Genomic DNA, 22,005 nt, shown 5'->3' on the forward strand with positions numbered 1-22,005 from the left:
CACTCGGGCAGACCCAGCTTATCCGAACGCGACCAGGCGCCCAACAGCTCACGAGAGCGGCGCTTCGCGCCACCATTTCCGCACACCTTCCAGGTCGAGGTGGAGGGAGCCTTCCATGCTGTGGGTGTACATGAGGAGGGTTTCGCGGTCGGTGTCGCCGGTGAAGACGGTGACGATGCGGGTGTAGGTGAAACCGGCTTCTTGGCGGTCGAGGGTGTAGTTGGTGTACGTCTTCGATCCGTGTGCGTCCTCGGAGCGCTTGTTGCCGGGGAGTGCGGCGACGACCGCGCGGGCGTCGGCGGCGGACTTGTAGCGGTAGAACTCGTAGTAGGGCGGGTTGAGGCTGTTCGGACCGACACCGTCACCGCTGTAGCAGAACGAGGCTTCGGTCCAACTACCGAAGTCCGGGCGCTGCTGCATGGTCGAACTCTCGGTACTCCGCGTGGTGCGTTTCTCGCACTTCGCATTTCGGAAGCCCGTGCCGAATCGCTCGGCGGGCACCATGCCGGGGAATTCTTGATGGATGAGGTCGATGTTGGCGGGGTCCTTCGAGCTGTTGAGCGCCACCGCCGTGGCGACACCGCCGACGGCGAGCACCGCGACAATGGCCATTACCGCGAGCAGAACGAGGGGCGAGCGTCGGCGCTCCCCGAGGGGCCTCGAGCCGTGTGGCCCGGGTGCCATCGGCGCCGGATAGACGTGTCCGTGCCCCATCGGCGCTGGTGCCGGACCGACCGGCCTGTGTGACATCGGCGGCGAAGCGACCTGCCCGTGTGGCATCGGCGCCCGGGCCGCCGCGAAGTACGGCTGTGGCGGTGTCACCGACGCGCCGCCGATCGCCACCCCTGACAGCGCACGCGCGGCCGCCTCCGCGAATTCCGAACAGCTGCCGAATCTTTGCTCGGCACGCTTCGACAACGCCCGCGCCAGCACACCGTCCAGCGCGACCGGCAGTCCGTGGCGAAGACTGCTCAACGGAGGCGGCGGCTGCTGCAAATGCCCCTGGATGACGACCGCGGGATTGGTCGATTCGAACGGAACCACACCGGCCAGCAACCAATACAGCGTGCAGGCCAGCGAATACTGGTCGGTGCGCCCATCCAGCGGCGCACCGGTCAGCTGTTCCGGCGAGGCGTAGGCCAGGGTGGCGGTGAAGGTGCCGGTCTGGGTCAGGTGACCCGCGTCTTCGCGCAGCCGCGCGATGCCGAAATCAGTGAGGAAGACGCGTTCCTGGTCCACGCCCGCGCGGGCGAGCAGGATGTTGGCGGGTTTGACGTCGCGGTGCAGGATGCCCATGCCGTGCGCGTAGTCCAGCGCCTTGGCGGTCTCGGCGACGATCCGGACGGCGCGGTCCGGCGCGAGCGAGTTCGGGCCTGCTTCGGCGGCGTCGGAACCGTCGACGTACCGCATCGAGATCCACAGCTGCGAGTCCTCGACCCCGCGGTCGTAGACGGTGACGATGTTCGGGTGGTCCAACTGCGCGACGAGGTCGGCCTCGCGTTCGAAGCGGGCGCGAATCTCGTTGTCGGCGAACATCTCCCGATTCAGCAGCTTCAGCGCGGTACGCCGGGGCAGGCGCGGATGCCTGGCCAGATACACCGAACCCATGCCACCGCGGCCGAGCTGTCGCTCGATGACGTAGCCCGCGAAGACGTCCCCCTCCTGCAGCATGCCGCCCCTCCTTCGTCCGTCGACCGGCAAGCGTGCCGATGCTACCCCGACCGAGCGACGCGGAACCCGACGTCATCGATCCGAAACGTCGGATGGCTCCGCCGCCGCACCGACGCACGGCAGCTCCAGTGCTGATCGGACCACCCACCCCCGCGCAACACCCGGTACTCCCCATAAACCTCGGCGTCGTACACGTCCCAGCACCAATCCCAGGTGTTGCCGAGCATGTCGTACAAACCCCAGGCATTGGGCGATTTCCGTCCGACCTCGTGCGCTCGACCGTCGGAATTCTCGCGATACCAAGCGATCTCGTCGAGCGCACCATAGCGCGGACCGGAAGTGCCCGCGCGGCAGGCGTATTCCCATTCCGCCTCGGTCGGCAAGCGAAAACCGTCCGCCGACACATCCCATTCCACGGCCGAACCGTCCATCCGATAGGCGGACGCGAGCCCCGAACGTTCCGATAGCGCGTTGCAGAAGCCGATCGCGTCGAACCACGAAACGCCTTCCACCGGAAGCCGATCCCCCTCGGCCGAACTCGGCCGCAGCCCAGTGACCGCGAAGTATTGCTCCTGCGTCACCGCGACCGCGCCGATCCGAAAGGCCGCGAGATCCACCGCCCAACTGCGCTCGGTGCGCCGATCGGACAGCGTCACCCGTCCCGCCGGGACAGTGATCAGCTCGATTTCCGCGCTCATGATCAAGCGATCGTAGTGGTAGTCGGTCGGCAGCCGAGCAGGCGACGAGTACGCCCCTGCCCCAAGCGGATTCGCCGTCAGCACCGCCGCAGTCCAAGCCAGGGCGGACACCCCCGCAGCCGGGCGGACGCGTCCACCACCCGCCCGGCACCGCAAGCTCAGCCCCGCACCGCCACCGCGTCCACCTCAAAAAGCATCCCCGGCAACGCCAACGCCGCGACTCCGAGCAACGTCTGCGTCGGCGGCCGCTCGCCCCAGAGCTCGCCGATCTTCTTGCCGAGCACCGCGAGCTTGTCGAGGTCGTGGTCGACGACGAACGTGCGCAGCTGCGCGACGTCGGCGTAGTCCAGCCCCGCCGAGCGCAGGGCGATGCCGAGGTTGGCGAAGGCCCGGTCCACTTGGCCCGCGAAATCCTCGGTGGTGGTGTGCCCTTCGGCGTCCGAGTCGTACTGCCCGGCGATGAGCACCAACTCGCCGGACACCCGCGCGACGTGGCTGTAGCCGAACCCGGTCGGGTCGTGCAGTTCGGCGGGATTGCTGATCTCGATGGTCATCGGACTTTCTCCTTCAATCTCTGATCGGGCCGCACCCAGACGACGACGCAGCGACGCCAGGTGTGACAAACGAAAGCGGCGCGGCGATTTCGATCGCCGCGCCACCTACATCAGGTCGTGCTCAGAGCACCCACTTGAGGATCAGCGTGAAGATGCCGGTGACCACGGCGAGCACCACCGCGCCCGCGCCCCACACGAAACCATTGCGCTCCCAAGGCCGTCCGGCGTCCACCGAGAACTTGCCGGACCCGGTGAAGGCCAACGTGGCGGCCACGGCGCCGAACAGCAGCGGCATCTCCCAGCCGCCCTGGCCGAACAGACCCGGACCCCAGGTGGCGTTGATCGCGTTGAACATGGTGCCGAGCACGATGGCCGCCGCCAGCGGCGTGAGCACACCGGCAACCAACATCAGCCCGCCGACGAGCTCGGTGAGACCGGCCAGCGTGCCGAACAGTTTGCCGGGGTTGTACCCCATCTGCTCGAAACTCGCCTGGGTGGCCGCGAGCCCGTAGCCGGAGAACCAGCCGAACAGTTTCTGCGCGCCGTGCGCGGCGAGCAAGCCACCGAAGACGACCCGCAGAATCAGCAGGCCGATGTCGCTCGAGACGCCGTCGAGCGAGCTGGTGGTCTTGATGTCGGGCAGTGCCGTGGACTTCGTGGTCATGCTGGTTCCTCATCCCTGCAACGTGGTGTGGACACGGTCGTCAGTTTCGGTAACTAATCGGACCGCGGTCCGATTGTCACACAGTTCGTGCCAACTTCAGTTATCAGAGATCTATTCCGGCTACTCGGCCAAGAAGAAGAAATATCCGGCGAAGACCACCAGCAGCGCCCACATGGCGGGATGGATCTCCTTGAACCGGCCGCGTGCGGTCATCACCACGGGATAGAAGATCATGCCCATGGCCAGCCCGTTCGCGATCGAGTAGGTCAGCGGCATCATGATGACCGTGATGAACGCGGGCACCGAGTACTCGAGCCGGGTCCAGTCGATCTCGCCGAGCGCGCGCGCCATCAGAATGCCGACCACGATCAGCGCGGGCGCGGTCACCTCGGGGGATCCCGCGACCACCGCGAAGACCGGATAGAAGAACATCGCGAGCAGGAACCAGCCCGCGGTTGTCACCGCGGTCAACCCGGTCCGGCCGCCCGCCGAGACACCGGCCGTGGATTCCACATACGCGGTGGTGGTCGACGTGCCGATGACGGCGCCGGCCGCGGTGCCGACCGAGTCGGCGGCGAACGCGCTCGCGGCGCGCGGCAACTTGCCGTCCATGTCCAGCAGCCTCGCCTGGTTGGCCACGCCGATGAGCGTGCCGGAGGCGTCGAAGAAGTCGACGAACAACATGGTCAGCACGACGACCGCCATCTGGGCGGTGAACGCGTCGGGCAGGTGGATGATGGCCTGGCCGAAGGTCTCGTCCAGCCCGCGCGGCAGGGCGGCGATGCCGTCCGGCAGGTCCACCAGTCCGGTGACGATGCCGAGCGCCGCGGTGAGCACGATGCCGTAGAGCACCGCGCCGTGCCAGCCCTTGACCAGGAACACCAGGGTCACCAGCAGGCCGAACAGCGCCAGCAGCGTGGTGCCCGCGGTGAAATCGCCGAGCTTGACGAAGGTCGCCTCGCTGGCGGTGACAATGCCCGCGTTCTTCAGCCCGAGAAACGCGACGAACATGCCGATGCCGGCGCCCACCGCCAGCTTCAGCTGTAGCGGAATGGCATTGAGGATCTTCTCGCGGACCTTGGTGACGGCCAACACGAAGAAGATGACACCGGACAGGAAGGTGCCCGACAGCGCGACCTGCCACGGAATGCCCATGCCGAGCACCACCGAGAACGCGAAGAACGCGTTGAGTCCCATGCCCGGCGCCAGCGCGATCGGGTACCGCGCCCACAGTCCCATCACCAGCGTGCCGAACAGCGCGGCGACGGCGGTGGCGGTGAACACCGCCTGCATCGGAATTCCCTTGTCGCCCAGCGCGCCTTCGTCACCGAGGATCGAGGGATTCACCGCGAGGATGTAGGACATGGCCAGGAACGTCACCGTGCCCGCCATCACCTCGCGGCGCATGGTCGAGCCGTGCTCGCTGACGCCGAAGTACGTGTCCAGGCGACCCCGGGTGCGGGTCAGCAGGTCGGTTGCCATGGGTTCTCCAGTTTTGGCGGTCGAACAAGGGGTGCCCAGGCACGTCAGGCGTACCTCCGGCTTCGCCGCGCCGTGCGCGAGTCTGTTGACGGACTTCGTCCGGCAGCGCACATTAGCGGACGATTCACTGAACAGCGGTGCCGATCCGAGCTCCGCCGCTCGAGGACACACGTGACACTGCTCACCCCGCCGTCGCGGCCCCGGTCAGGCGCTGGGCGCGGCCACCAGACCGAGTTCGGCGTCCGAGGCGAGCAGGTCGTTGTGCGGGAGCACGCGGACGGTGTACCCGACGGCGCCGGAGACCGGCAGCGGTGTCTCCACCCGGAAGAACTCCACCCCGGAATCGGAGCCGACGTGCGTCATCGGCATGGTGGTGACCTCGGAGAGCTCGTCGGTCGGCGAAACGCGACCGATGACGGCCTGCACCACCACATCCGAAAGGCTCAACCCGCCCAACTCCACGCGCGCGGTGAGCGAGAGCGGCGCACCGATGATCGGCGTGTCCGGCAGTCCGGCGCTGTCCACCTGGATCACCTTCACCGACGGCCAAGCCGCCGCGACGCGTCCGCGATAGTCCGCGATCGCCCGCGCGCCCGCGAACTCGTCGGCCGCCGCGCGCCGCAGTGCGCTCGCGGCGGGTGCGTAGTACTCCACGGCGTAATCCCGGACCATGCGGGAGGCCAGCACCTTCGGGCCGAGGGTCTGCAAGGTGTGCCGAACCATCTCGACCCAGCGCACCGGCATGTCCGTGTTGTCGCGGTCGTAGAACCGCGGCGCGACGGCGCGTTCGAACAGGTCGTAGAGGGCGGCGGCCTCGAGATCGTCGCGGCGGTGTTCGTCGGAGACGCCGTCGGCGGTGGGGATCGCCCAGCCGTTCTCGCCGTCGCACATCTCGTCCCACCAGCCGTCCCGGATGGAGAGATTGAGCCCGCCGTTGAGCGCTGACTTCATGCCCGAGGTGCCGCACGCCTCCAGCGGGCGCAGCGGATTGTTCAGCCACACGTCGCAGCCCCAGTAGAGATAGCGGGCCATCGACATGTCGTAGTCGGGCAGGAAGACGATGCGGTGGCGCACCTCGGGGTCGTCGGCGAACCGGACGACCTGCTGGATCAGCGACTTGCCCCCGTCGTCTGCGGGGTGGCTCTTGCCCGCGACGACCAACTGCATCGGACGCTCGGGATGCAGCAGCAGGGCGCGCAGCCGTTGCGGATCGCGCAGCATCAGGGTGAGGCGCTTGTAGGTGGGGACGCGGCGCGCGAAGCCGACGGTCAGCACGGTGGGATCGAAGACCTGGTCGATCCAACCCAGTTCGGCCGGGGCGGCGCCGCGCTCCAGCCACGACGCGCGCAGCCTGCGGCGGACCTCGTCGACCAGTGTGGCGCGCAGCGTGTTGCGGGTGGACCAGAGTTCGCCGAGATCCACATCGCGCAGCCGTTCCCAGCCGCGCGCCTCCTGGACCAGCTCCGCGCCGATGTGCTCGCGCGCCTTGTCGATCCACTCGCGCGCGGCCCAGGTCGGCGCGTGCACCCCGTTGGTGACCGAGCCGATCGGCACCTCCGCCGGATCGAAGCCAGGCCACAGCGGCGCGAACATGCCCCTGCTGACCTCGCCGTGCAGCTGGGAAACGCCGTTGGCGCGCTGGGCCAGCCGCAGACCCATGTGCGCCATGTTGAACACCGACGGATCGGACTCGCGGCCCAGCGCAAGGATGCGGTCCACGGAAAGCCCTGGCAGCATGGCCGATTCGGTCTCGCCGTGGCCGCCGCCGAAGTAGCGGCGCACCATCGGCATCGGGAAGCGGTCGATGCCCGCGGGCACCGGGGTGTGCGTGGTGAACACCGTCCCGGCCCGCACCGCGGCCAGCGCGGTGTCGAAATCCAGTCCGCCCGCGACGTATTCGCGGATGCGTTCGACGCCGAGGAAGCCCGCGTGGCCTTCGTTCATGTGGAACACGTCGGGGTCGGGCAGGCCGGCGGCGCGGGTGTAGGCGCGTACCGCGCGTACGCCGCCGATACCAGCGAGGATCTCCTGCTTGATGCGGTGGTCCTGGTCGCCGCCGTACAGCCGGTCGGTGACCGCGCGCAGTTCCGGATCGTTCTCGGCGATGTCGGAATCCAACAGCAGCAACGGAATCCGCCCGACCTGCGCGATCCACACCCGCGCCCGCAGCACCCTACCGTCGGGCATCGCCACGTGGATGAGCACCGGCGAGCCGGATTCCCGAGGCCCGGCGCCGTCGTGCGAGCTACCGTCCCGGTCGCTGGTGAGCAGGCGCAACGGCAGGCCCTGTGGGTCGAGCCTCGGGTAGTGCTCGATCTGCCAGCCGTCCGAGGACAGCGACTGCCGGAAATATCCCGAGCGATACAGCAGGCCGACGCCGATCAGCGGCAGGCCGAGATCCGAAGCCGCCTTGAGGTGATCGCCCGCCAGGATGCCGAGGCCACCGGAATAGTTGGGCAGCACCTCGGTGACGCCGAACTCCATCGAGAAGTAGGCGATGCCGCGCACGCCGTCCTCGTCGTTCTGGCGCTGGAACCAGCCGGGGCGGTCGAGGTAGTCGCGCAGGTCCGCGGCGGCCGCGTCGACCCGGCTCGTGTAGTCCGCGTCGGCGGCCAGTTCGTCGAGCCGGGCGGCGGGCACCTCCCCGAGCATGCGCACGGGATCACGCCCGACCTCACGCCACAGTTCGGGATCGAGCTCCTCGAAGAGATCCTGCGTCGGCCAATGCCAGGACCAGCGCAGATTCGTGGAGAGTTCGCCCAGCGCCGCGAGACGCTCGGGCAGATGGGCACGGACGGTGAATCGACGCAATGCCTTCACTCCGGGAACCCTACCGAACCCCGCGCCCCTCGGCCGCCCCGACGCTGAACCCTCGGCCACCCCTGGCGCTAGCCTCTCGATCGCCTCCGGCACTCAGCCCGTCGGCCACCCCCTCGCCAGCCCCTCGATCGCCCCCGGCACTAAACCCGTCGGCCACCCGGCGCTAGCCACTTCGTCACCTTCGGCATTCGGCCCTGGGTCACCCGGGCGCTGCGCCCTCGAACGCCTCCCGGCCTGGCCCTCGGTCACTCCGACACTCGGCCCGTCGGCCGCCCGCCGCTGGCCCTCGGTCACTCCGGCACTGGCCCGTCGGTCGCTTCCAACACTCGCCCCGGGTCGCCCCTGGGGCGCTGCGCCCTCGATTGCCTCCGGTGCTGGCCCCTCGGTCCCTCCGGCGCTCAGCCCGCCGGCCGCCCCGGCGTTGGCCCTCGGTCACCTCCGGTGCTGGCCCCTGAGTCACTTCCAGCACTCGCCCCGGGGCGCAGCGCCCGATCGCCTCCCGTCCCGGCCCCTCGGTCACTCCGACACTCGGCCCTGAGACCGCTCCCGGCGATGAGCCCGCGGTCCTGCCAGCACTCGGCCCCTGGGTCACCCGGGCGTACCAGCGCTGAGCCCTTCGATCACATCCGACCATGAGCCCCTCGGTTCTCAGGGCTGAACTGCCGCCACGTCCAGCGCCTGGCCCGTCGGTCGCTCGCGGCGCCGGCCCCCTCGGCCACCTTCGACACCGAACCCTCGACACCTCTTACACCGAGCACGTCGGTCGCCCTCCGACGCTCGGCCCGTCGATCGCCTCCGGCGCTACGCCGCTCGACCACCTCCAGCCCAGTCGTTCACCGATCGGCGAACTTCTCCGCGGCGTACTCCGCGCTGAACTGCTCGGCGTACTCCGCGCTCGGCGGGATCTCCATGATCATGTCGATCAGGACGCCGTTCGGGTCGGCGACGATGAAGTGGCGCTGGCCGAAGTCCTCGGACCGGATTTCCAGCTCGGCGTTCAGTCCGCCCCGCACGACAAGGCGCTCCCACTCCGCGTCGACGTCGTCGACCTCGAAGTTCAGCAGCAGGCCCTGCACCGGCTTGCGGTAGGCCTCCGGCACCGTCGGGTGGGTGTAGTCGAGCAGCGCGAGTTCGTATTCGGGCTCGTCGGCGCCACCGCGGCGGCGCAGGCTGATGTACCAGTCCGCCTCGAAGGTGATCTCGAAGCCCAGCCACTCGGTGTAGAAGTCGCGCGATTCCGCGAGCCGGGTGGTGCCGATGACGGGGTAGAAGCTGCCGAGTTTCATGTCCGAGCCTTTCACGTACCGATGGTATGTGAAGTAAGGTAGTTCGCATACCGATGGAATGTCAACGGAGAGGTTTCCGATGCCGAGCACCCTGCGCGCCCAGCAGCGCGAAGAGACCCGCCGGGCGCTGTTGCGCGCGAGCAGGCGCCTGTTCGCCACGAAAGGCTATGGCGCCGTTGGTCTCTCGGAGATCGTCGCGGCGACGGGCGTCACCAAGGGCGCGCTCTACCACAACTTCGCCAGCAAGACCGAGCTGTTCCGCGCCGTGCTGGAGCAGGTGCAGCAGGAGGTCGGCGAGCGGGTCGCCGCGGCCGCCGACCCCGCCTCGGACGCTTGGACCCAGCTGGTCTCCGGATGCGAGGCGTTCCTCGCCACCTGCACCGATCCGGAAATCCAGCGCATCATGCTGATCGACGGCCCCGCGGTGCTCGGCTGGCACGAATGGCGGGCGCTGGACGAAGCCAACTCCGCCCGACATCTCGAGGAGGCTTTGCGCCTGCTCGTCGACACGGGCGTGCTCGCACCGCAGCCGATAGCCCCGCTCGCCCACCTGCTCTCCGGCGCGATGAACGAGGCCGCGCTGTGGCTGGCCACCGCGTCCGAGCCCGACGCCCTCGACCAGACAACGACCGCCCTGCGCGGCCTGCTCGAGGGCCTGCGCGCCGAGCGACCGCACTGAGAATCCAATCCACTGGCCGGTCCGCGCCTGCCGTGCCACCATCGGCTGATGCCGCACTGGGTCGACGTTCTCCCCGAATTCCTGCTCGCCTGCCTGGCGCTCGCCGCGCTGCCCGGCCCGGCGACGGCCCTGTTCCTGCAACGCTCGGTGCGCGACGGCCGCCGCGCCGGACTCGCCGCGGTGGCAGGCAACGAGATCGGCGTGTTCGGCTGGACGCTGGCGGGTGGCGCCGGTCTGTCCGTCCTGCTGGTCGCGAACGCCGTGCTGAACACCGCCGTGCACGCGCTCGGCGCGGCGGTGCTGATCTGGCTCGGCGTGCAGGCCTGGCGCGGCGCGGGCCGTGACGACGCCGTCGGCTCCACCATGACGACGCTGCTGCCCGCGGGACGCACCCCGGCCGCGGCCTTCCGCGCCGCGTTGCTCTCGATCGCCGCCAACCCCAAGGCCGCGGTGTTCGGCCTGACGATCCTGCCGCAGTTCCTGCCGAGCAGCGGGCCGGTGCTGCCGACGGTGCTGATCCTCGCCGCCATCCAACTGGTGATCGACACCGCATGGTGCGTCGGCGTTGTCCTTGCCGCCGACCGCGCGGGCGGCTTGCTGCGCCGGGCGCGCATCCGGCAGCGGGTGGAGCGCGCACTCGGCGCCGCGCTGGTGGCGCTCGGCCTCGGCCTGGCCGTCGATGCCCGCTGAAAACGCATCATCGGCACGGCACCGGGTAGGTTGGTCCACGTGACCGGCCGCATCGCCATCGATGACACCGCCCCGTCCATCCCCGGCGGCCGCCCGGCCAAGGCCGTGGTGGGCGAGGTGTTCCCGGTGCGCGCCGTGGTGTGGCGCGAGGGGCACGACGCGGTCGCCGCCACGCTCACGGTGCGCGCTCCCGGAGCGTCGCGGGCCACCCGAATACGGATGACCCCCGACTACGAGCCCGACGTCTTCAACGCCACTTTCGTGCCGAACCTGCCCGGCGCGTGGACCTTCCGCGTTGAGGGCTGGAGCGACCCCATCGCCACCTGGCGCAACGCCGTGGAAGCCAAACTCTCCGTCGGACAGAGCGCCGTCGACCTGGCCAATGACCTCGAGCTCGGCGCCCGGCTTTTCGATCGGGCGGCGCAGGCGCTGCCCAAGGCCAAGTTCGAGAAGTTGCGCGCCGCGGCGGCGGCGTTGCGCAGCGACGAGCAGCTGCCCGCCCGCGTCGCGCCCGCGTTCAGCGAGGAGGTCGCCGAGATCCTGCGCGACACTCCGCTGCGCGATCTGGTGACCAGGGGCCCGCAGCACACCGTGCAGGTCGAGCGGCAACGCGCGCTGTACGGCTCGTGGTACGAGTTCTTCCCGCGCTCCACCGGCGGCTGGGACGCCGAAGGCAAGCCCGTGCACGGCACTTTCGCCACCGCGACCAAGGAACTCTCCCGCATCGCGGGCATGGGCTTCGATGTGGTGTACCTGCCGCCGATCCATCCGATCGGTGAGGTGAACCGCAAGGGCCGCAACAACTCCCTGTCCGCCGAGCCCGGCGATGTCGGCTCCCCGTGGGCGATCGGCTCGAAGGACGGCGGACACGATGCCGTGCATCCCGCGCTCGGCACCGAGGCCGATTTCGCCGAATTCGTCGCCGCCGCAGGGCAACTCGGGCTGGAGGTCGCTCTCGATCTGGCACTGCAATGCGCGCCGGACCACCCGTGGGTCGCCGCGCACCCGGAGTGGTTCACCACGCTGCCCGACGGCACCATCGCCTTCGCCGAGAACCCGCCGAAGAAGTACCAGGACATCTATCCGGTCAACTTCGACAACGACGCCGACGGTCTCTACGCGGAAGTGCTGCGCGTGGTACGGCACTGGATCGGTCTGGGCGTCAAGATCTTCCGCGTCGACAACCCGCACACCAAACCCGCCGATTTCTGGGAATGGTTGATCACCACCGTGCGGCGCACCGATCCGGACGTGATCTTCCTGTCCGAGGCGTTCACCCGGCCTGCCCGCCTCTACGGCTTGGCGCGACGCGGATTCAGCCAGTCCTACACGTATTTCACGTGGCGGGTGGCGAAGTGGGAGCTCACCGAGTTCGGCAACGAACTGGCCGCCAAGGCCGACGAGGCCCGCCCGAATCTGTTCGTGAACACCCCCGACATCCTGCACGAGAGCCTCCAGCACGGCGGGCCAGGCATGTTCGCCATCCGCGCCGTGCTCGCCGCCACCCTGGCACCGACCTGGGGCGTGTACTCCGGTTTCGAGTTGTTCGAGCACCAAGCGGTGCGCCCGGGCAGCGAGGAGTACCTGGATTCGGAGAAGTACGAACTGCGCCCGCGCCCGTTCGCCGAGGCGCTGGCCCGCGGCGAATCGCTGGAACCGTGGCTGACCAGGCTCAACGAGATCCGCCGCGCCCATCCGGCGCTACAACAGCTGCGCTGCTTGCACTTCCACCACGTCGACAACGACGCCATGCTCGCCTACTCCAAGTTCGATCCGGTCAGCGGCGATGCCGTGCTCGTGGTGGTGAACCTCAACCCCTACGGCGCCGAGTGGGGCTTCCTCTCGCTCGATCTGCCCGCGATCGGTCGCGAATGGCACGACCACCCCGTGGTCGTCGACGAGGTCAGCGGCGAGGAATACCACTGGGCCCAGACGAATTACGTCCGACTCGATCCCGCCAAGGCGGTCGCGCACATCATCGCGCTGCCGCCGGTGCCCGCGCCCGCCCGGATGGAACTGGCCTACCGGCGGTCGTTCCGATGACCCGCGCGGCAACCATCAACCGCCGCGACCTCATGCTGCTCGCGGCGGGCACCCATCACGACCCGCACACCGTCCTCGGCGCCCATCCGCACCCGGACGGGACGGTCGTGCGGGTGTTGCGGCCGCACGCCGACACCGTCGCGGTGCGCGTCGGCGACGTCGACCATTCGCTGAAACCGTTGGGGTACGGGATCTTCGCCGCGGTGCTCCCCTACCCGGACCTGATGGACTATCGCGTCGTCACGACCTATCCGGACGGACACACGGTGGTCGCCGCCGACGGTTACCGCTTCCTGCCCACCGTCGGCGAGCTCGACCTGCACCTGATCGGCGAGGGACGCCATGAGCGGCTCTGGGACGTGCTCGGCGCCCATCCCCGCGACTACACCACGTTGGACGGCCCGGTCGCGGGCACGTCGTTCGCGGTATGGGCGCCGAATGCCCGCGGCGTCACCGTGATCGGCGATTTCGACGGATGGAGCGGCAACACCGCGCCGATGCGCGCCCTCGGCTCGTCGGGCATCTGGGAGGTCTTCGTCCCGGACGTCGGCGTTGGCACGAAATACAAGTACCGCGTGCACGGCGCCGACGGACGCACGGTGGACCACGCCGACCCGCTCGCCTTCGCCACCGAACACCCACCCGCGACGGCCTCGGTCGTCACCGAGAGCCGCTACACCTGGGGCGACGCGGACTGGCTCGAACGCCGCGCCGCCACCGACCCCAACCGCGCGCCGATGAGCGTCTACGAGGTGCACCTCGGGTCGTGGCGGCCGGGCCTCGGCTATCGCGAATTGGCCGAGCAGCTGGCCGAATACGTGCGGAGCGCGGGCTTCACCCATATCGAACTGCTGCCCATCGCCGAGCACCCGTTCGGCGGCTCCTGGGGTTATCAGGTCACCTCCTACTACGCCCCGACTGCGCGCTTCGGCTCCCCCGACGACTTCCGCGCCTTCGTCGACCACCTGCACGGCGCGGGCATCGGCGTGCTGCTCGACTGGGTGCCCGCGCACTTCCCGCGCGACGAATGGGCGCTGGCCCGCTTCGACGGCACCCCGCTCTACGAGCACGCCGACCCGCGCCGCGGGGAGCAACTCGACTGGGGCACCTACATTTTCGACTTCGGCAGGCACGAGGTGCGCAACTTCCTCGTCGCCAACGCGCGCTACTGGATCGAGGAATTCCACATCGACGGCCTGCGCGTCGACGCGGTCGCCGCCATGCTCTACCTGGATTACTCACGCCGCGAAGGCGATTGGGAGCCGAACATACACGGCGGCAGGGAGAACTTGGAGGCCGTCGACTTCCTGCAAGACCTGAACGACACCGTGCACCGCAACCACCCCGGCGTCATCACCGTCGCCGAGGAATCCACCACCTGGCCCGGCGTCACCCGCGGCACCGACGTCGGCGGACTCGGCTTCACCATGAAGTGGAACATGGGCTGGATGCACGACACCCTCGGCTTCCTGCGCCGGGACCCGATCCACCGCTCCTGGCACCACAACGAGATCACCTTCTCGCTGATGTACGCGTGGAGCGAGAACTACGTGCTGCCGATCAGCCACGACGAGGTCGTGCACGGCAAGGGCACGCTGTGGACGCGGATGCCTGGCGACGATTTCGCCAAGGCGGCAGGCGTGCGTGCGCTGCTCGCCTACATGTGGGGCCATCCCGGCAAGCAGCTGTTGTTCATGGGCCAGGACTTCGGCCAGTTCCGCGAGTGGTCGCACGACCGCGGCCTGGACTGGGGCGAACTGGACAATCCGCTGCATTCCGGCATCGCCGCCGCCGTCCGCGACCTCAACTCCGCCTACCGCGCGCACCCGGCCTTCTGGAGCCAGGACACCACACCCGGCGGTTACTCCTGGCTGGAGGCCGACGACCGCGAGCACAACGTGCTGGCGTTCCTGCGCTACGGCGCGGACGGATCGGTCGTCGCGTGCGTGTACAACTTCTCCGGCTCGGTGCACGGCGAGTACCGCGTCGGGCTGCCCGTCCCCGGCGAGTGGAGCGAGATCCTCAACACCGACGCGGCGGAATACGGCGGCTCCGGCATCGGCAACTTCGGCGCGGTGAAGACCGAGGAGATCCCCTGGCACGGACGCCCCTTCTCGGCAAGCATCGCACTGGCACCGAACACTGCGGTGTGGCTAGCGGGCCCACCCACCTGATCGAGCCACCCACCTGATCACGGTGGGCCCCCATCCGACCGGCAACTGGCTGCCCAACGTCCAGTTCAATGGATGAAGGCCACTTCCAGTCGGTCTGGCATGATGAAGGCCGCCTTCTGTCGGTTACCGCGCCGACCATTCTGGATGCGGCCTGGCCGATGGGGCGCGGCCTGATCGATGGATCGGCCTACCTGTTCCTTCGGTGCCCGAACGCAAAGACGCCCGGGCGCAATCGCTCCGGGCGTCTGAGGCTATCGGTCGCCTGAGTGCGGCTGAATCCAATCCGGCAGACCGGTGAATCCACCACTGCCGGCCGCCCCGATCAGTACAGCGCGGCGGCGAGCTTCCTGCGGGCCGCGACCACGAACGGCTCGGCCTGGTCGAACAGCTCGAACAGTTCGAGCAGGTGGGTGCGCGCCTTGGTGCGGTCGTCGCCCGCGGTGCGCTTGACGACGGCGATCAGCCGATCGAACGCCGCCTCCGGCCGCTGGTTGAGCAGTTCCAGATCGGCGGCGTCGATGGCGGCATCGACGTTCGCCGGGTCCTGATCGGCGGCAGCGAGCGCCGAATCCGGCACCTGCTGAGCCCGTGCCAGGAAGCGCAGCTGCCGAAGCGCGCCCTTGGCTTCCTCGTTGTTCGGTTCGGCGGCCAGGATCGCCTCGTAGGCGGCCTCGGCGCCGGCCAGGTCACCGCGCTCGAGCGCGTCCTCGGCGGCGGTGAAGCGCGGATCCTCCGCGGGCTGCGGTTGACCCGCGCCGCCCTCGAGCTTGCCCGCGACCGCGTCGACCACCGCGTCGAGCCACTGCCGCACCTGCGGCTCGGGCTGCGCGCCCTCGAAATCGGCAAGCGGCTGCCCGGCGGCGATGGCGATCACCGTGGGGATGCCCTGCACCCGCAGCGCCTGCGCGATGCGCATGTTGGCCTCGGCCTCGACGGTGGCCAGCTCCCAGCTGCCGCCGTCGGCCGCGACCAGCCGCTCCAGCGTCCTGACCAGTTCGACGCTGCCGGGGCTGCGCTGCGAGTACAGCGCGACAACCACCGGAACCTGCATCGACCGGCGCAGCACCTTGGTCTCGAAGTCCGCTTCGCCGACCGCGTAGTCGCCACCGGTCGCACCGGCGGGCGGCTGCTTCAGGCTGGAAAGATCCACCGCTCCGGACATGGCAGCGGCGACGGCGGGCGAGGGACGGCGGGCGGCAGGTCGAGTCACGGTTTCCAGTTTGTCACGACGCGGCGCGAACGGCTTCCGCGGCGGGGGTCGCGTCGGCGTTGCTCGATCCGCTCAGCTTGCCGGTGCGCACGGCCCATACCTCGAAGATCACCGTGAAGAACGGCGGAATGCTGGACAGCAGCGCGAGCACGGTGGTCTTCCAGTTCCAGCCGAGTTCGCGCGCCGCGAGCAGCGCGGTCAGCACGAACAGGATGAAGATGGTGCCGTGCACCGGGCCGAAGATCTTCACGCCGATCTCGTTGCCCGGGTCGGGAATGTACTTGAACGCCATTCCGACGAGCAGACCCAGCCAGGACAGTGCCTCGAGCACCGCGAAGAAACGGAATCTACCGGCGACGCTGCGCAGATCGAAGAAACCCATGCGCACCATTGTGCCGTATGCACTACGACGGGTCGTAGTTGAACCCGTCACATACGTAGCCGTCTCGGCGCGTCCGCGCGGGACACGCCCGATCAGACGGCGTCGCGCCCGGCGCCGAAGCACCGAGCGCGACGCCCGTACCTACTCAGACCTTGATGATCAGCGCGTCACCCTGACCGCCGCCGCCGCACAGCGCGGCCGCACCGACACCGCCGCCGCGGCGCTTCAGCTCCAGGGCCAGGTGCAGCACAATGCGGGCGCCGGACATGCCGAGCGGGTGGCCGATGGCGATCGCGCCACCGTTGACGTTCACCTTCTCGGTATCGATGCCCAGCTTGCGCGCCGAGGCGATGCCGACCGCGGCGAACGCCTCGTTGATCTCGACAACGTCCAGCTCGGCGGGCGAGATGCCCTCGCGCGCACAGGCCTTGGCGATGGCGTCGGCGGGCTGGTCCTGCAGCGTGGAGTCCGGACCGGCGACCACACCCGCGGCGCCGATCTCGGCGATCCAGCTCAGACCGAGCTGCTGCGCCTTCTCCTTGCTCATCACGACCACCGCGGCCGCGCCGTCGGAGATCTGCGAGGCGGTGCCCGCGGTGATCGTGCCGTCCTTGCGGAAGGCCGGGCGCAGCTTGCCGAGCGACTCGACGGTGGTGTCGGCGCGAACGCCCTCGTCCTTGCTCATCAGCACCGGATCGCCCTTGCGCTGCGGCACCTCGACCGGGACGACCTCGTCGTCGAACACGCCGTTCTTCCACGCCGCCGCCGCGCGCTGATGCGAGGCAGCCGCGAACGCGTCCTGATCGGCGCGGCTGATCGGGTCACGGTCGTTGCGCTGCTCGGTGAGCGCGCCCATGGCCTGGTCGGTGAAGATGTCGTGCAGGCCGTCGTAGGCCATGTGGTCGCGCATCGTCACATCGCCGTACTTGAAGCCCTCGCGGCTCTTTTCGAGCAGGTGCGGCGCCTGGCTCATGGACTCCTGGCCACCGGCGACGACGATCTCGTACTCGCCCGCGCGGATCAGCTGGTCGGCGAGCGCGATGGCGTTGATGCCGGACAGGCACACCTTGTTCAGGGTCAGGGCGGGCACGTCCATCGGGATGCCCGCGGCCACCGCCGCCTGCCTTGCCGGAATCTGGCCCGCGCCCGCGGTGAGCACCTGGCCCATGATCACGTAGTCGACCTGCTCCGGCGCGACGCCACCCTTCTCCAGCGCGGCCTTGATAGCGAAACCGCCGAGATCGGAACCGCTGAAGTCCTTCAGGCCGCCGAGCAGCCTGCCGACCGGGGTGCGCGCACCGGACACGATGACGGTTGTGGTCACGACGAGCCTCGCATTCGTTGGTGGAACCCGCTCGCCATCGCACGAGCGACGGCGCGGCGTCAATGTACTCAACGGTAGCCTGTGTGCCCTCGGTGACTTCACCCAGGTTGGCGCTACCGTCGAGTGGTGACCAACGCAAATCAGACATCCGAACTCATTCCGGGCGACTACGTGGTCGCGATCGACCACGTCGGCATCGCGGTCCCCGACCTGGACACCGCAATCGCCTGGTACGCCGAGAATCTCGGCATGATCGAGACCCACCGCGAGGTCAACGAGAGCCAGGGCGTGCACGAGGCCATGCTGTCGCTGCCCGGTGCACCGGACGGCGCGACTGCTCTGCAGTTGCTGGCTCCCCTGAACGCGGACTCGACGATCGCGAAGTTCATCGACCGCAGCGGACCGGGCCTTCAGCAGCTCGCCTACCGCGTCACCGACATCGAGGCCGTCTCCGCTCATCTCCGTGATCGCGGACTGCGTTTGCTGTACGAGGCGCCGCGGCACGGAACCGCCGATTCCCGCATCAATTTCATCCACCCGAAGGATGCTGGCGGTGTGCTGGTCGAGTTGGTCGAGCCGAACCCGAATGTTACGCACTAGTATCAAGATCGGGGCCGGAAAACTCGTCGGAATCACATTCGCGGTCGAGTCACCATCGGCCCTCCATAGGCTGTAGTTTGTGTGCCATGTCGTCACCCGAGTCCGATCGCAATCGCTTCGTTGCACTGCCCTTCACCGTTGTGCGCAAGGGTTATGCGCAAGACGAGGTGCGTAATTACTTCGACCGCTTCGATGCCGAGCTGAGGGTCACCGCCACCGATCGCGATGCCGCTGCGGCGCAAGCCCGTAACCTCGCGAGCCAGTTGGAGGACGCGCGGGACGAGATCGACGAGCTCCGCAAGGAGGTCGACCGACTCTCGGTGCCGCCGACCACTGCCGAAGGCATGTCCGACCGCATCTCCCGCATGCTGCGGCTGGCCTCCGACGAGGCCTCCGAGGTCCGGGCTCTCGCCCAGGCCGAGGCCGCGGAAATGGTGTCGATCGCGGAGCAGCAGGCGACCGAGATGCGCGGCAAATACGAGTCGCTGCTCGCGGAGACCAAGGAGAAGCGCGAGGCGCTCGACATCGAGTTCGAGCAGACCCTGGCGAACGCACGCACCGAATCCGCCAAGATCATCGAAGCCGCTCAAGCCGAGGTCGAGCGCCTCGGCAAGGAAGCCGAAGCCAAGCGCAAGGCGACCCAGCAGGACTTCGAAGTCACCATGGCCGAGCGCCGCACCAAACTCACCCGCGCCATGGAGGAGCTCGAGGCCACCAGCCGCGCCGAGGCCGCGCAGCGGATCAAGGACGCGACCGACGAGGCCAACCGTCTCATCACCTCCGCCACCCAGACCTCCGAGCGCAAGATCGCGCACGCCAAGGAACTGGCCGAGGAGATGCGCGTGCTGCGCGGCCGGGTACTCGCCCAGCTGCTCGGCATCCGCGGCCAGCTCGACTCGGTGCCCGCGATGCTCGCGGCCGTCAACCGGGAGAGCGAACTGCTCGATGGTGTTCCGGAGCAGCGCAAGTCGATCGGCGGCAACACCAAGTCGGTCACCGGTTCCCGTCCGACCAAGGCGATCCCCGAGGTCACCAACGAGGACGAGGACTTCGACGCCGACGAGCGCGAGAACGCCGACATCGCGAACTGACGTCGGCTCAGGCGACGACGCAGTACATCACCACAGTTCACCCGAAGGCCGCTCCCGTCAGGGGGCGGCCTTCTTAGTTGGATTCGCGGTGCCGCGGCTCAGGACCAGCGGCGGGTGATACGGCGGGTCCGGCGGCCGTTCCAGCAGCCGCGGTGCCAGTGCCGTCGGTCGTCCTCGCCGCCGTCCGCCGCCCAGGCGACGATATGGGCGACACCAGGGGGAATCTCGTGGTCGCATCCGGGGCACCGATAGGTCTTCGTGGCGCGGGTGCCGGGAATGGTGCGCACGATGAAGACGTCGTCGTCGTCCGGACCGCGTTCGGTGCGCCCGAACACATCGCCGAGCGGCGCACTGTCGGACCCGGCATGATCGCGGGCGCGCGGTTTCCGACGGGGCATGCGGACAAGCGTAATAGGCGGGTCGCGGCATCGAAGTGATCCGTACACCTCCCGACCAGCCAACGCTCGGCGAGCGCTGGCCGAAGACCCGCACCCGTGCCGAAGAAGGCGCTACCGCCGGATCAGCGCTCGCGTCACACAGCGATCGTGGCGCGGACCGGATTGTGGTCCGACAGGCCGTCGGCGCTCTCCACCGCGGCCTCGACCGCGTCAGCGCCGTGCGTGACCACGTGGTCGATGAACTGGGACTTGCTTCCAGAGGTCCGCGGCCGGGTCGGCAATGAGCCCGCGGGCAACTCCGCCACGGTGAAACCCGCACCGAGCCCTTCGGCCACGACGTTCCGATCGGCGTTGAAGTCACCGAGCAGCACCGCCGGACGCGACGGATCGGACAGCACCCAGCCGGCCAGCGTCGACAGCTGGCGCCCGCGGCGCTCGTCCCCGGTGACGTGCGTCGCGACAACAGTCAGACCGGACGTCGCGACAATCAACGCGCCCTTGCCCGGATCGTCCCCGAACGCCGCCGCCAACACCGTGTGCCCGGGATCGTCGACCACGAGCACCAGGTACTCGTCGCGGTCCCGCAACGAGGTCGGAATGCGCTTCGGCCGCGGCACCCGGGGATAGCGCAGCGTGTGAATCGTGCGGTCGGGCAGCGTGTCTCGAAGGACGGCCAGCTGATCGCCGCTGACCTCCTGCAGCGCGATGATCTGTTCCGAGCGCTTCGCGATCCGGGCGGCGATGGCCTCGATCCGCTCGTCCTCGACGGGCCACTTGGTCGCGACATCCTCGTACCAGTTCTCGGCGTGCACGCGGTGCAGGACGTTCCAGGTGGCGACGGTGATCATGTAGCGGTATACCGAAGTCAGAAGAGCCGGAATTCGTTGCTCTCCGTGCCGCGCAGGGCGTCGTAATCGAGTGTGAGGCAACGGATGCCGCGATCCTCGGCCAGCGTGCGCGCCTGCGGCTTGATCTGCTGCGCGGCGAACACACCCGACACGGGGGCCAGCAGCGGATCGCGATTCAGCAGTTCGAGATAGCGGGTCAGCTGTTCCACGCCGTCGATCTCACCGCGCCGCTTGATCTCCACCGCGACGGTGGCGCCATCGGCATCGCGACAGAGCAGATCCACCGGGCCGATAGCGGTCATGTACTCGCGCCGAACGAGGGTGTAGCCGGCGCCGAGGGTCTGCACGTGCTCGGCCAAGAGCTCCTGAAGATGGGCCTCCACACCGTCTTTCACCAATCCGGGGTCGACGCCGAGCTCGTGCGAGGAGTCGTGCTCCACGTCCTCGATCGTGATGCGCAGCTCCTCCCCCGCCTTGTTCGTCACCACCCACAGCGCCTTCGCACCCTCGGGCAGCTCCGCGGCGGCCGCGTCCCGCTCCTCCAGCCAACACGGCGGGCTCATCCAATTCAGTGGCTTGTACGAGCCGCCGTCCGAATGAACGAGCACCGAGCCGTCGGCCTTGATCAACAGCAGCCTGCGGGCCATCGGAAGGTGAGCGGTCAAACGACCGACGTAGTCGACCTGGCAACGAGCAATCACAAGGCGCACCGGTCGAGTCTAGGCCCTGCGCCACATCGACCGGGACCCGCCCGACCCACTCACCGCAGCGGCACGAAGCATTACGTCACGCCCTTGGCGGTATAGCAGTTCCCCACAGTGAGATTCGGTCCCGCGCACGAGTGCACAACGGCGTACTCGCCGCCCACAGCACAGCACTGCCGCCCCTGACGCCGCCGACCAACGACCACGACCGCCAAGACGATTGCGACGCCGGAGCTCTTGCGTCGCGGCGGCGGAGGGCCCGTTGTCTGATGCCCAGTGGACTCGGCCGGATAGACCGGCGGAAGTCTGTATTGCGGCGTTCCCGGGGCGTGAAGCTATCGGGACGGAATCGCCTGTGTTGAAAGGCATCTCGCCCGAACGCAAAAAGGCCCCCAGCTGATGCTGGGGGCCTTTCGCAATGATGTTCCGGCGGTGTCCTACTCTCCCACACCCTGTCGAGTGCAGTACCATCGGCGCAGGTGGCCTTAGCTTCCGGGTTCGGAATGGGACCGGGCGTTTCCCCACCGCTATAGCCGCCGTAACTCTATGAAACTATCCACACACCGCGTACCCACGTCGGGTGATTCGAGGGCCATACCCTCGAGCGCCCGACAAAAGGGGAGATTCCGAGGGCAACCCTCGAATTCTCGACCGAATCACAACAACCGTGGGCTGTTGTCGTTCGAT

At 68.6% G+C, this 22,005-nt stretch carries 20 protein-coding genes and 1 rRNA gene; 7 read left to right on the top strand and 14 right to left on the bottom strand.

The window, feature by feature from the left end; translation table 11 throughout:
- Nucleotides 1-48: 48 nt before the first annotated feature.
- From NAM01S_RS27595 to NAM01S_RS27625, 7 genes are all read right to left on the bottom strand, one after another.
- A complete protein-coding gene (locus NAM01S_RS27595) occupies nucleotides 49-1,671 on the bottom strand; it encodes a serine/threonine-protein kinase (protein ID WP_067790735.1) in 1,623 nt (540 codons plus the stop codon).
- 41 nt (nucleotides 1,672-1,712) lie between these two features.
- A complete protein-coding gene (locus tag NAM01S_RS27600; RefSeq protein ID WP_218018472.1) occupies nucleotides 1,713-2,351 on the bottom strand; it encodes a formylglycine-generating enzyme family protein in 639 nt (212 codons plus the stop codon).
- 176 nt (nucleotides 2,352-2,527) lie between these two features.
- Nucleotides 2,528-2,923, bottom strand: coding sequence for a RidA family protein (locus NAM01S_RS27605; protein ID WP_067790738.1), 396 nt, complete (start codon nucleotides 2,921-2,923; stop codon nucleotides 2,528-2,530).
- Between the two features lie 121 nt (nucleotides 2,924-3,044).
- The gene (locus tag NAM01S_RS27610) at nucleotides 3,045-3,587 is read right to left on the bottom strand and encodes a DoxX family protein (RefSeq protein ID WP_067790740.1); all 543 of its coding nucleotides are present in this window, start codon (nucleotides 3,585-3,587) and stop codon (nucleotides 3,045-3,047) included.
- Nucleotides 3,588-3,707: 120 nt separating this feature from the next.
- Nucleotides 3,708-5,069: an NCS2 family permease gene (locus NAM01S_RS27615; RefSeq protein WP_067790742.1), complete on the bottom strand. Its 1,362-nt coding sequence runs from the start codon at nucleotides 5,067-5,069 to the stop codon at nucleotides 3,708-3,710.
- A gap of 204 nt (nucleotides 5,070-5,273) precedes the next feature.
- Nucleotides 5,274-7,889 (bottom strand): alpha-glucan family phosphorylase, encoded by a 2,616-nt coding sequence (gene glgP / locus NAM01S_RS27620; RefSeq protein ID WP_067790744.1) that lies wholly within the window; start codon nucleotides 7,887-7,889, stop codon nucleotides 5,274-5,276.
- An 833-nt stretch (nucleotides 7,890-8,722) separates the two neighbouring features.
- The gene (locus tag NAM01S_RS27625; protein ID WP_307188707.1) at nucleotides 8,723-9,190 is read right to left on the bottom strand and encodes a VOC family protein; all 468 of its coding nucleotides are present in this window, start codon (nucleotides 9,188-9,190) and stop codon (nucleotides 8,723-8,725) included.
- 64 nt (nucleotides 9,191-9,254) lie between these two features.
- Here NAM01S_RS27625 and NAM01S_RS27630 point away from each other — a divergent pair, with 64 nt between their 5' ends.
- The 5 genes from NAM01S_RS27630 to NAM01S_RS35420 all read left to right on the top strand — a co-directional run bounded on the left by NAM01S_RS27630 (nucleotide 9,255) and on the right by NAM01S_RS35420 (nucleotide 15,027).
- Nucleotides 9,255-9,854, top strand: coding sequence for a TetR/AcrR family transcriptional regulator (locus NAM01S_RS27630; RefSeq protein WP_067790748.1), 600 nt, complete (start codon nucleotides 9,255-9,257; stop codon nucleotides 9,852-9,854).
- Nucleotides 9,855-9,902: 48 nt separating this feature from the next.
- Nucleotides 9,903-10,544 (top strand): LysE family translocator, encoded by a 642-nt coding sequence (locus NAM01S_RS27635; RefSeq protein WP_067790750.1) that lies wholly within the window; start codon nucleotides 9,903-9,905, stop codon nucleotides 10,542-10,544.
- Between the two features lie 39 nt (nucleotides 10,545-10,583).
- Nucleotides 10,584-12,587, top strand: a complete 2,004-nt coding sequence (locus tag NAM01S_RS27640; RefSeq protein ID WP_067790753.1) for an alpha-1,4-glucan--maltose-1-phosphate maltosyltransferase — start codon at nucleotides 10,584-10,586, stop codon at nucleotides 12,585-12,587.
- Nucleotides 12,584-14,761, top strand: a complete 2,178-nt coding sequence (gene glgB, locus NAM01S_RS27645) for a 1,4-alpha-glucan branching protein GlgB (RefSeq protein WP_067790755.1) — start codon at nucleotides 12,584-12,586, stop codon at nucleotides 14,759-14,761. The genes NAM01S_RS27640 and glgB overlap by 4 nt, the downstream gene beginning before the upstream one ends.
- Before the next feature lie 68 nt (nucleotides 14,762-14,829).
- Nucleotides 14,830-15,027, top strand: coding sequence for a hypothetical protein (locus tag NAM01S_RS35420; RefSeq protein WP_157107937.1), 198 nt, complete (start codon nucleotides 14,830-14,832; stop codon nucleotides 15,025-15,027).
- Nucleotides 15,028-15,083: 56 nt separating this feature from the next.
- On the opposite strand, the gene NAM01S_RS27650 is transcribed toward NAM01S_RS35420, so the two are convergent.
- From NAM01S_RS27650 to NAM01S_RS27660, 3 genes are all read right to left on the bottom strand, one after another.
- Nucleotides 15,084-15,923 carry a tetratricopeptide repeat protein gene (locus tag NAM01S_RS27650; protein WP_067790757.1) on the bottom strand — a complete coding sequence of 280 codons (840 nt, stop codon included), beginning with the start codon at nucleotides 15,921-15,923 and terminating at the stop codon, nucleotides 15,084-15,086.
- Nucleotides 15,924-15,984: 61 nt separating this feature from the next.
- Nucleotides 15,985-16,353 (bottom strand): DUF3817 domain-containing protein, encoded by a 369-nt coding sequence (locus tag NAM01S_RS27655; protein ID WP_372508142.1) that lies wholly within the window; start codon nucleotides 16,351-16,353, stop codon nucleotides 15,985-15,987.
- Nucleotides 16,354-16,498: 145 nt separating this feature from the next.
- On the bottom strand, nucleotides 16,499-17,677 hold the full coding sequence (locus NAM01S_RS27660) for an acetyl-CoA C-acetyltransferase (RefSeq protein WP_067790761.1): 1,179 nt from the start codon (nucleotides 17,675-17,677) through the stop codon (nucleotides 16,499-16,501).
- A gap of 126 nt (nucleotides 17,678-17,803) precedes the next feature.
- Between NAM01S_RS27660 and mce the strand changes: the two genes are divergently transcribed.
- Complete coding sequence (mce, locus tag NAM01S_RS27665) at nucleotides 17,804-18,277, top strand: methylmalonyl-CoA epimerase (RefSeq protein WP_067790795.1); 474 nt, start codon at nucleotides 17,804-17,806, stop codon at nucleotides 18,275-18,277.
- A gap of 86 nt (nucleotides 18,278-18,363) precedes the next feature.
- On the top strand, nucleotides 18,364-19,368 hold the full coding sequence (locus NAM01S_RS27670; protein WP_067790763.1) for a coiled-coil domain-containing protein: 1,005 nt from the start codon (nucleotides 18,364-18,366) through the stop codon (nucleotides 19,366-19,368).
- Between the two features lie 98 nt (nucleotides 19,369-19,466).
- On the opposite strand, the gene NAM01S_RS27675 is transcribed toward NAM01S_RS27670, so the two are convergent.
- The 4 genes from NAM01S_RS27675 to rrf form a co-directional block, all read right to left on the bottom strand.
- Nucleotides 19,467-19,766, bottom strand: coding sequence for an Rv1322 family protein (locus NAM01S_RS27675; RefSeq protein ID WP_067790765.1), 300 nt, complete (start codon nucleotides 19,764-19,766; stop codon nucleotides 19,467-19,469).
- Nucleotides 19,767-19,900: 134 nt separating this feature from the next.
- Nucleotides 19,901-20,614, bottom strand: a complete 714-nt coding sequence (locus NAM01S_RS27680) for an endonuclease/exonuclease/phosphatase family protein (RefSeq protein ID WP_067790767.1) — start codon at nucleotides 20,612-20,614, stop codon at nucleotides 19,901-19,903.
- 17 nt (nucleotides 20,615-20,631) lie between these two features.
- Nucleotides 20,632-21,324, bottom strand: coding sequence for an endonuclease NucS (gene nucS, locus NAM01S_RS27685; protein WP_067790768.1), 693 nt, complete (start codon nucleotides 21,322-21,324; stop codon nucleotides 20,632-20,634).
- 418 nt (nucleotides 21,325-21,742) lie between these two features.
- A 5S ribosomal RNA gene (rrf, locus tag NAM01S_RS27690) occupies nucleotides 21,743-21,859 on the bottom strand.
- Nucleotides 21,860-22,005: the final 146 nt, after the last annotated feature.

Source organism: Nocardia amikacinitolerans NBRC 108937, assembly GCF_001612615.1.
In the GTDB taxonomy this organism is placed as follows: Bacteria; Actinomycetota; Actinomycetes; order Mycobacteriales; family Mycobacteriaceae; genus Nocardia; species Nocardia amikacinitolerans.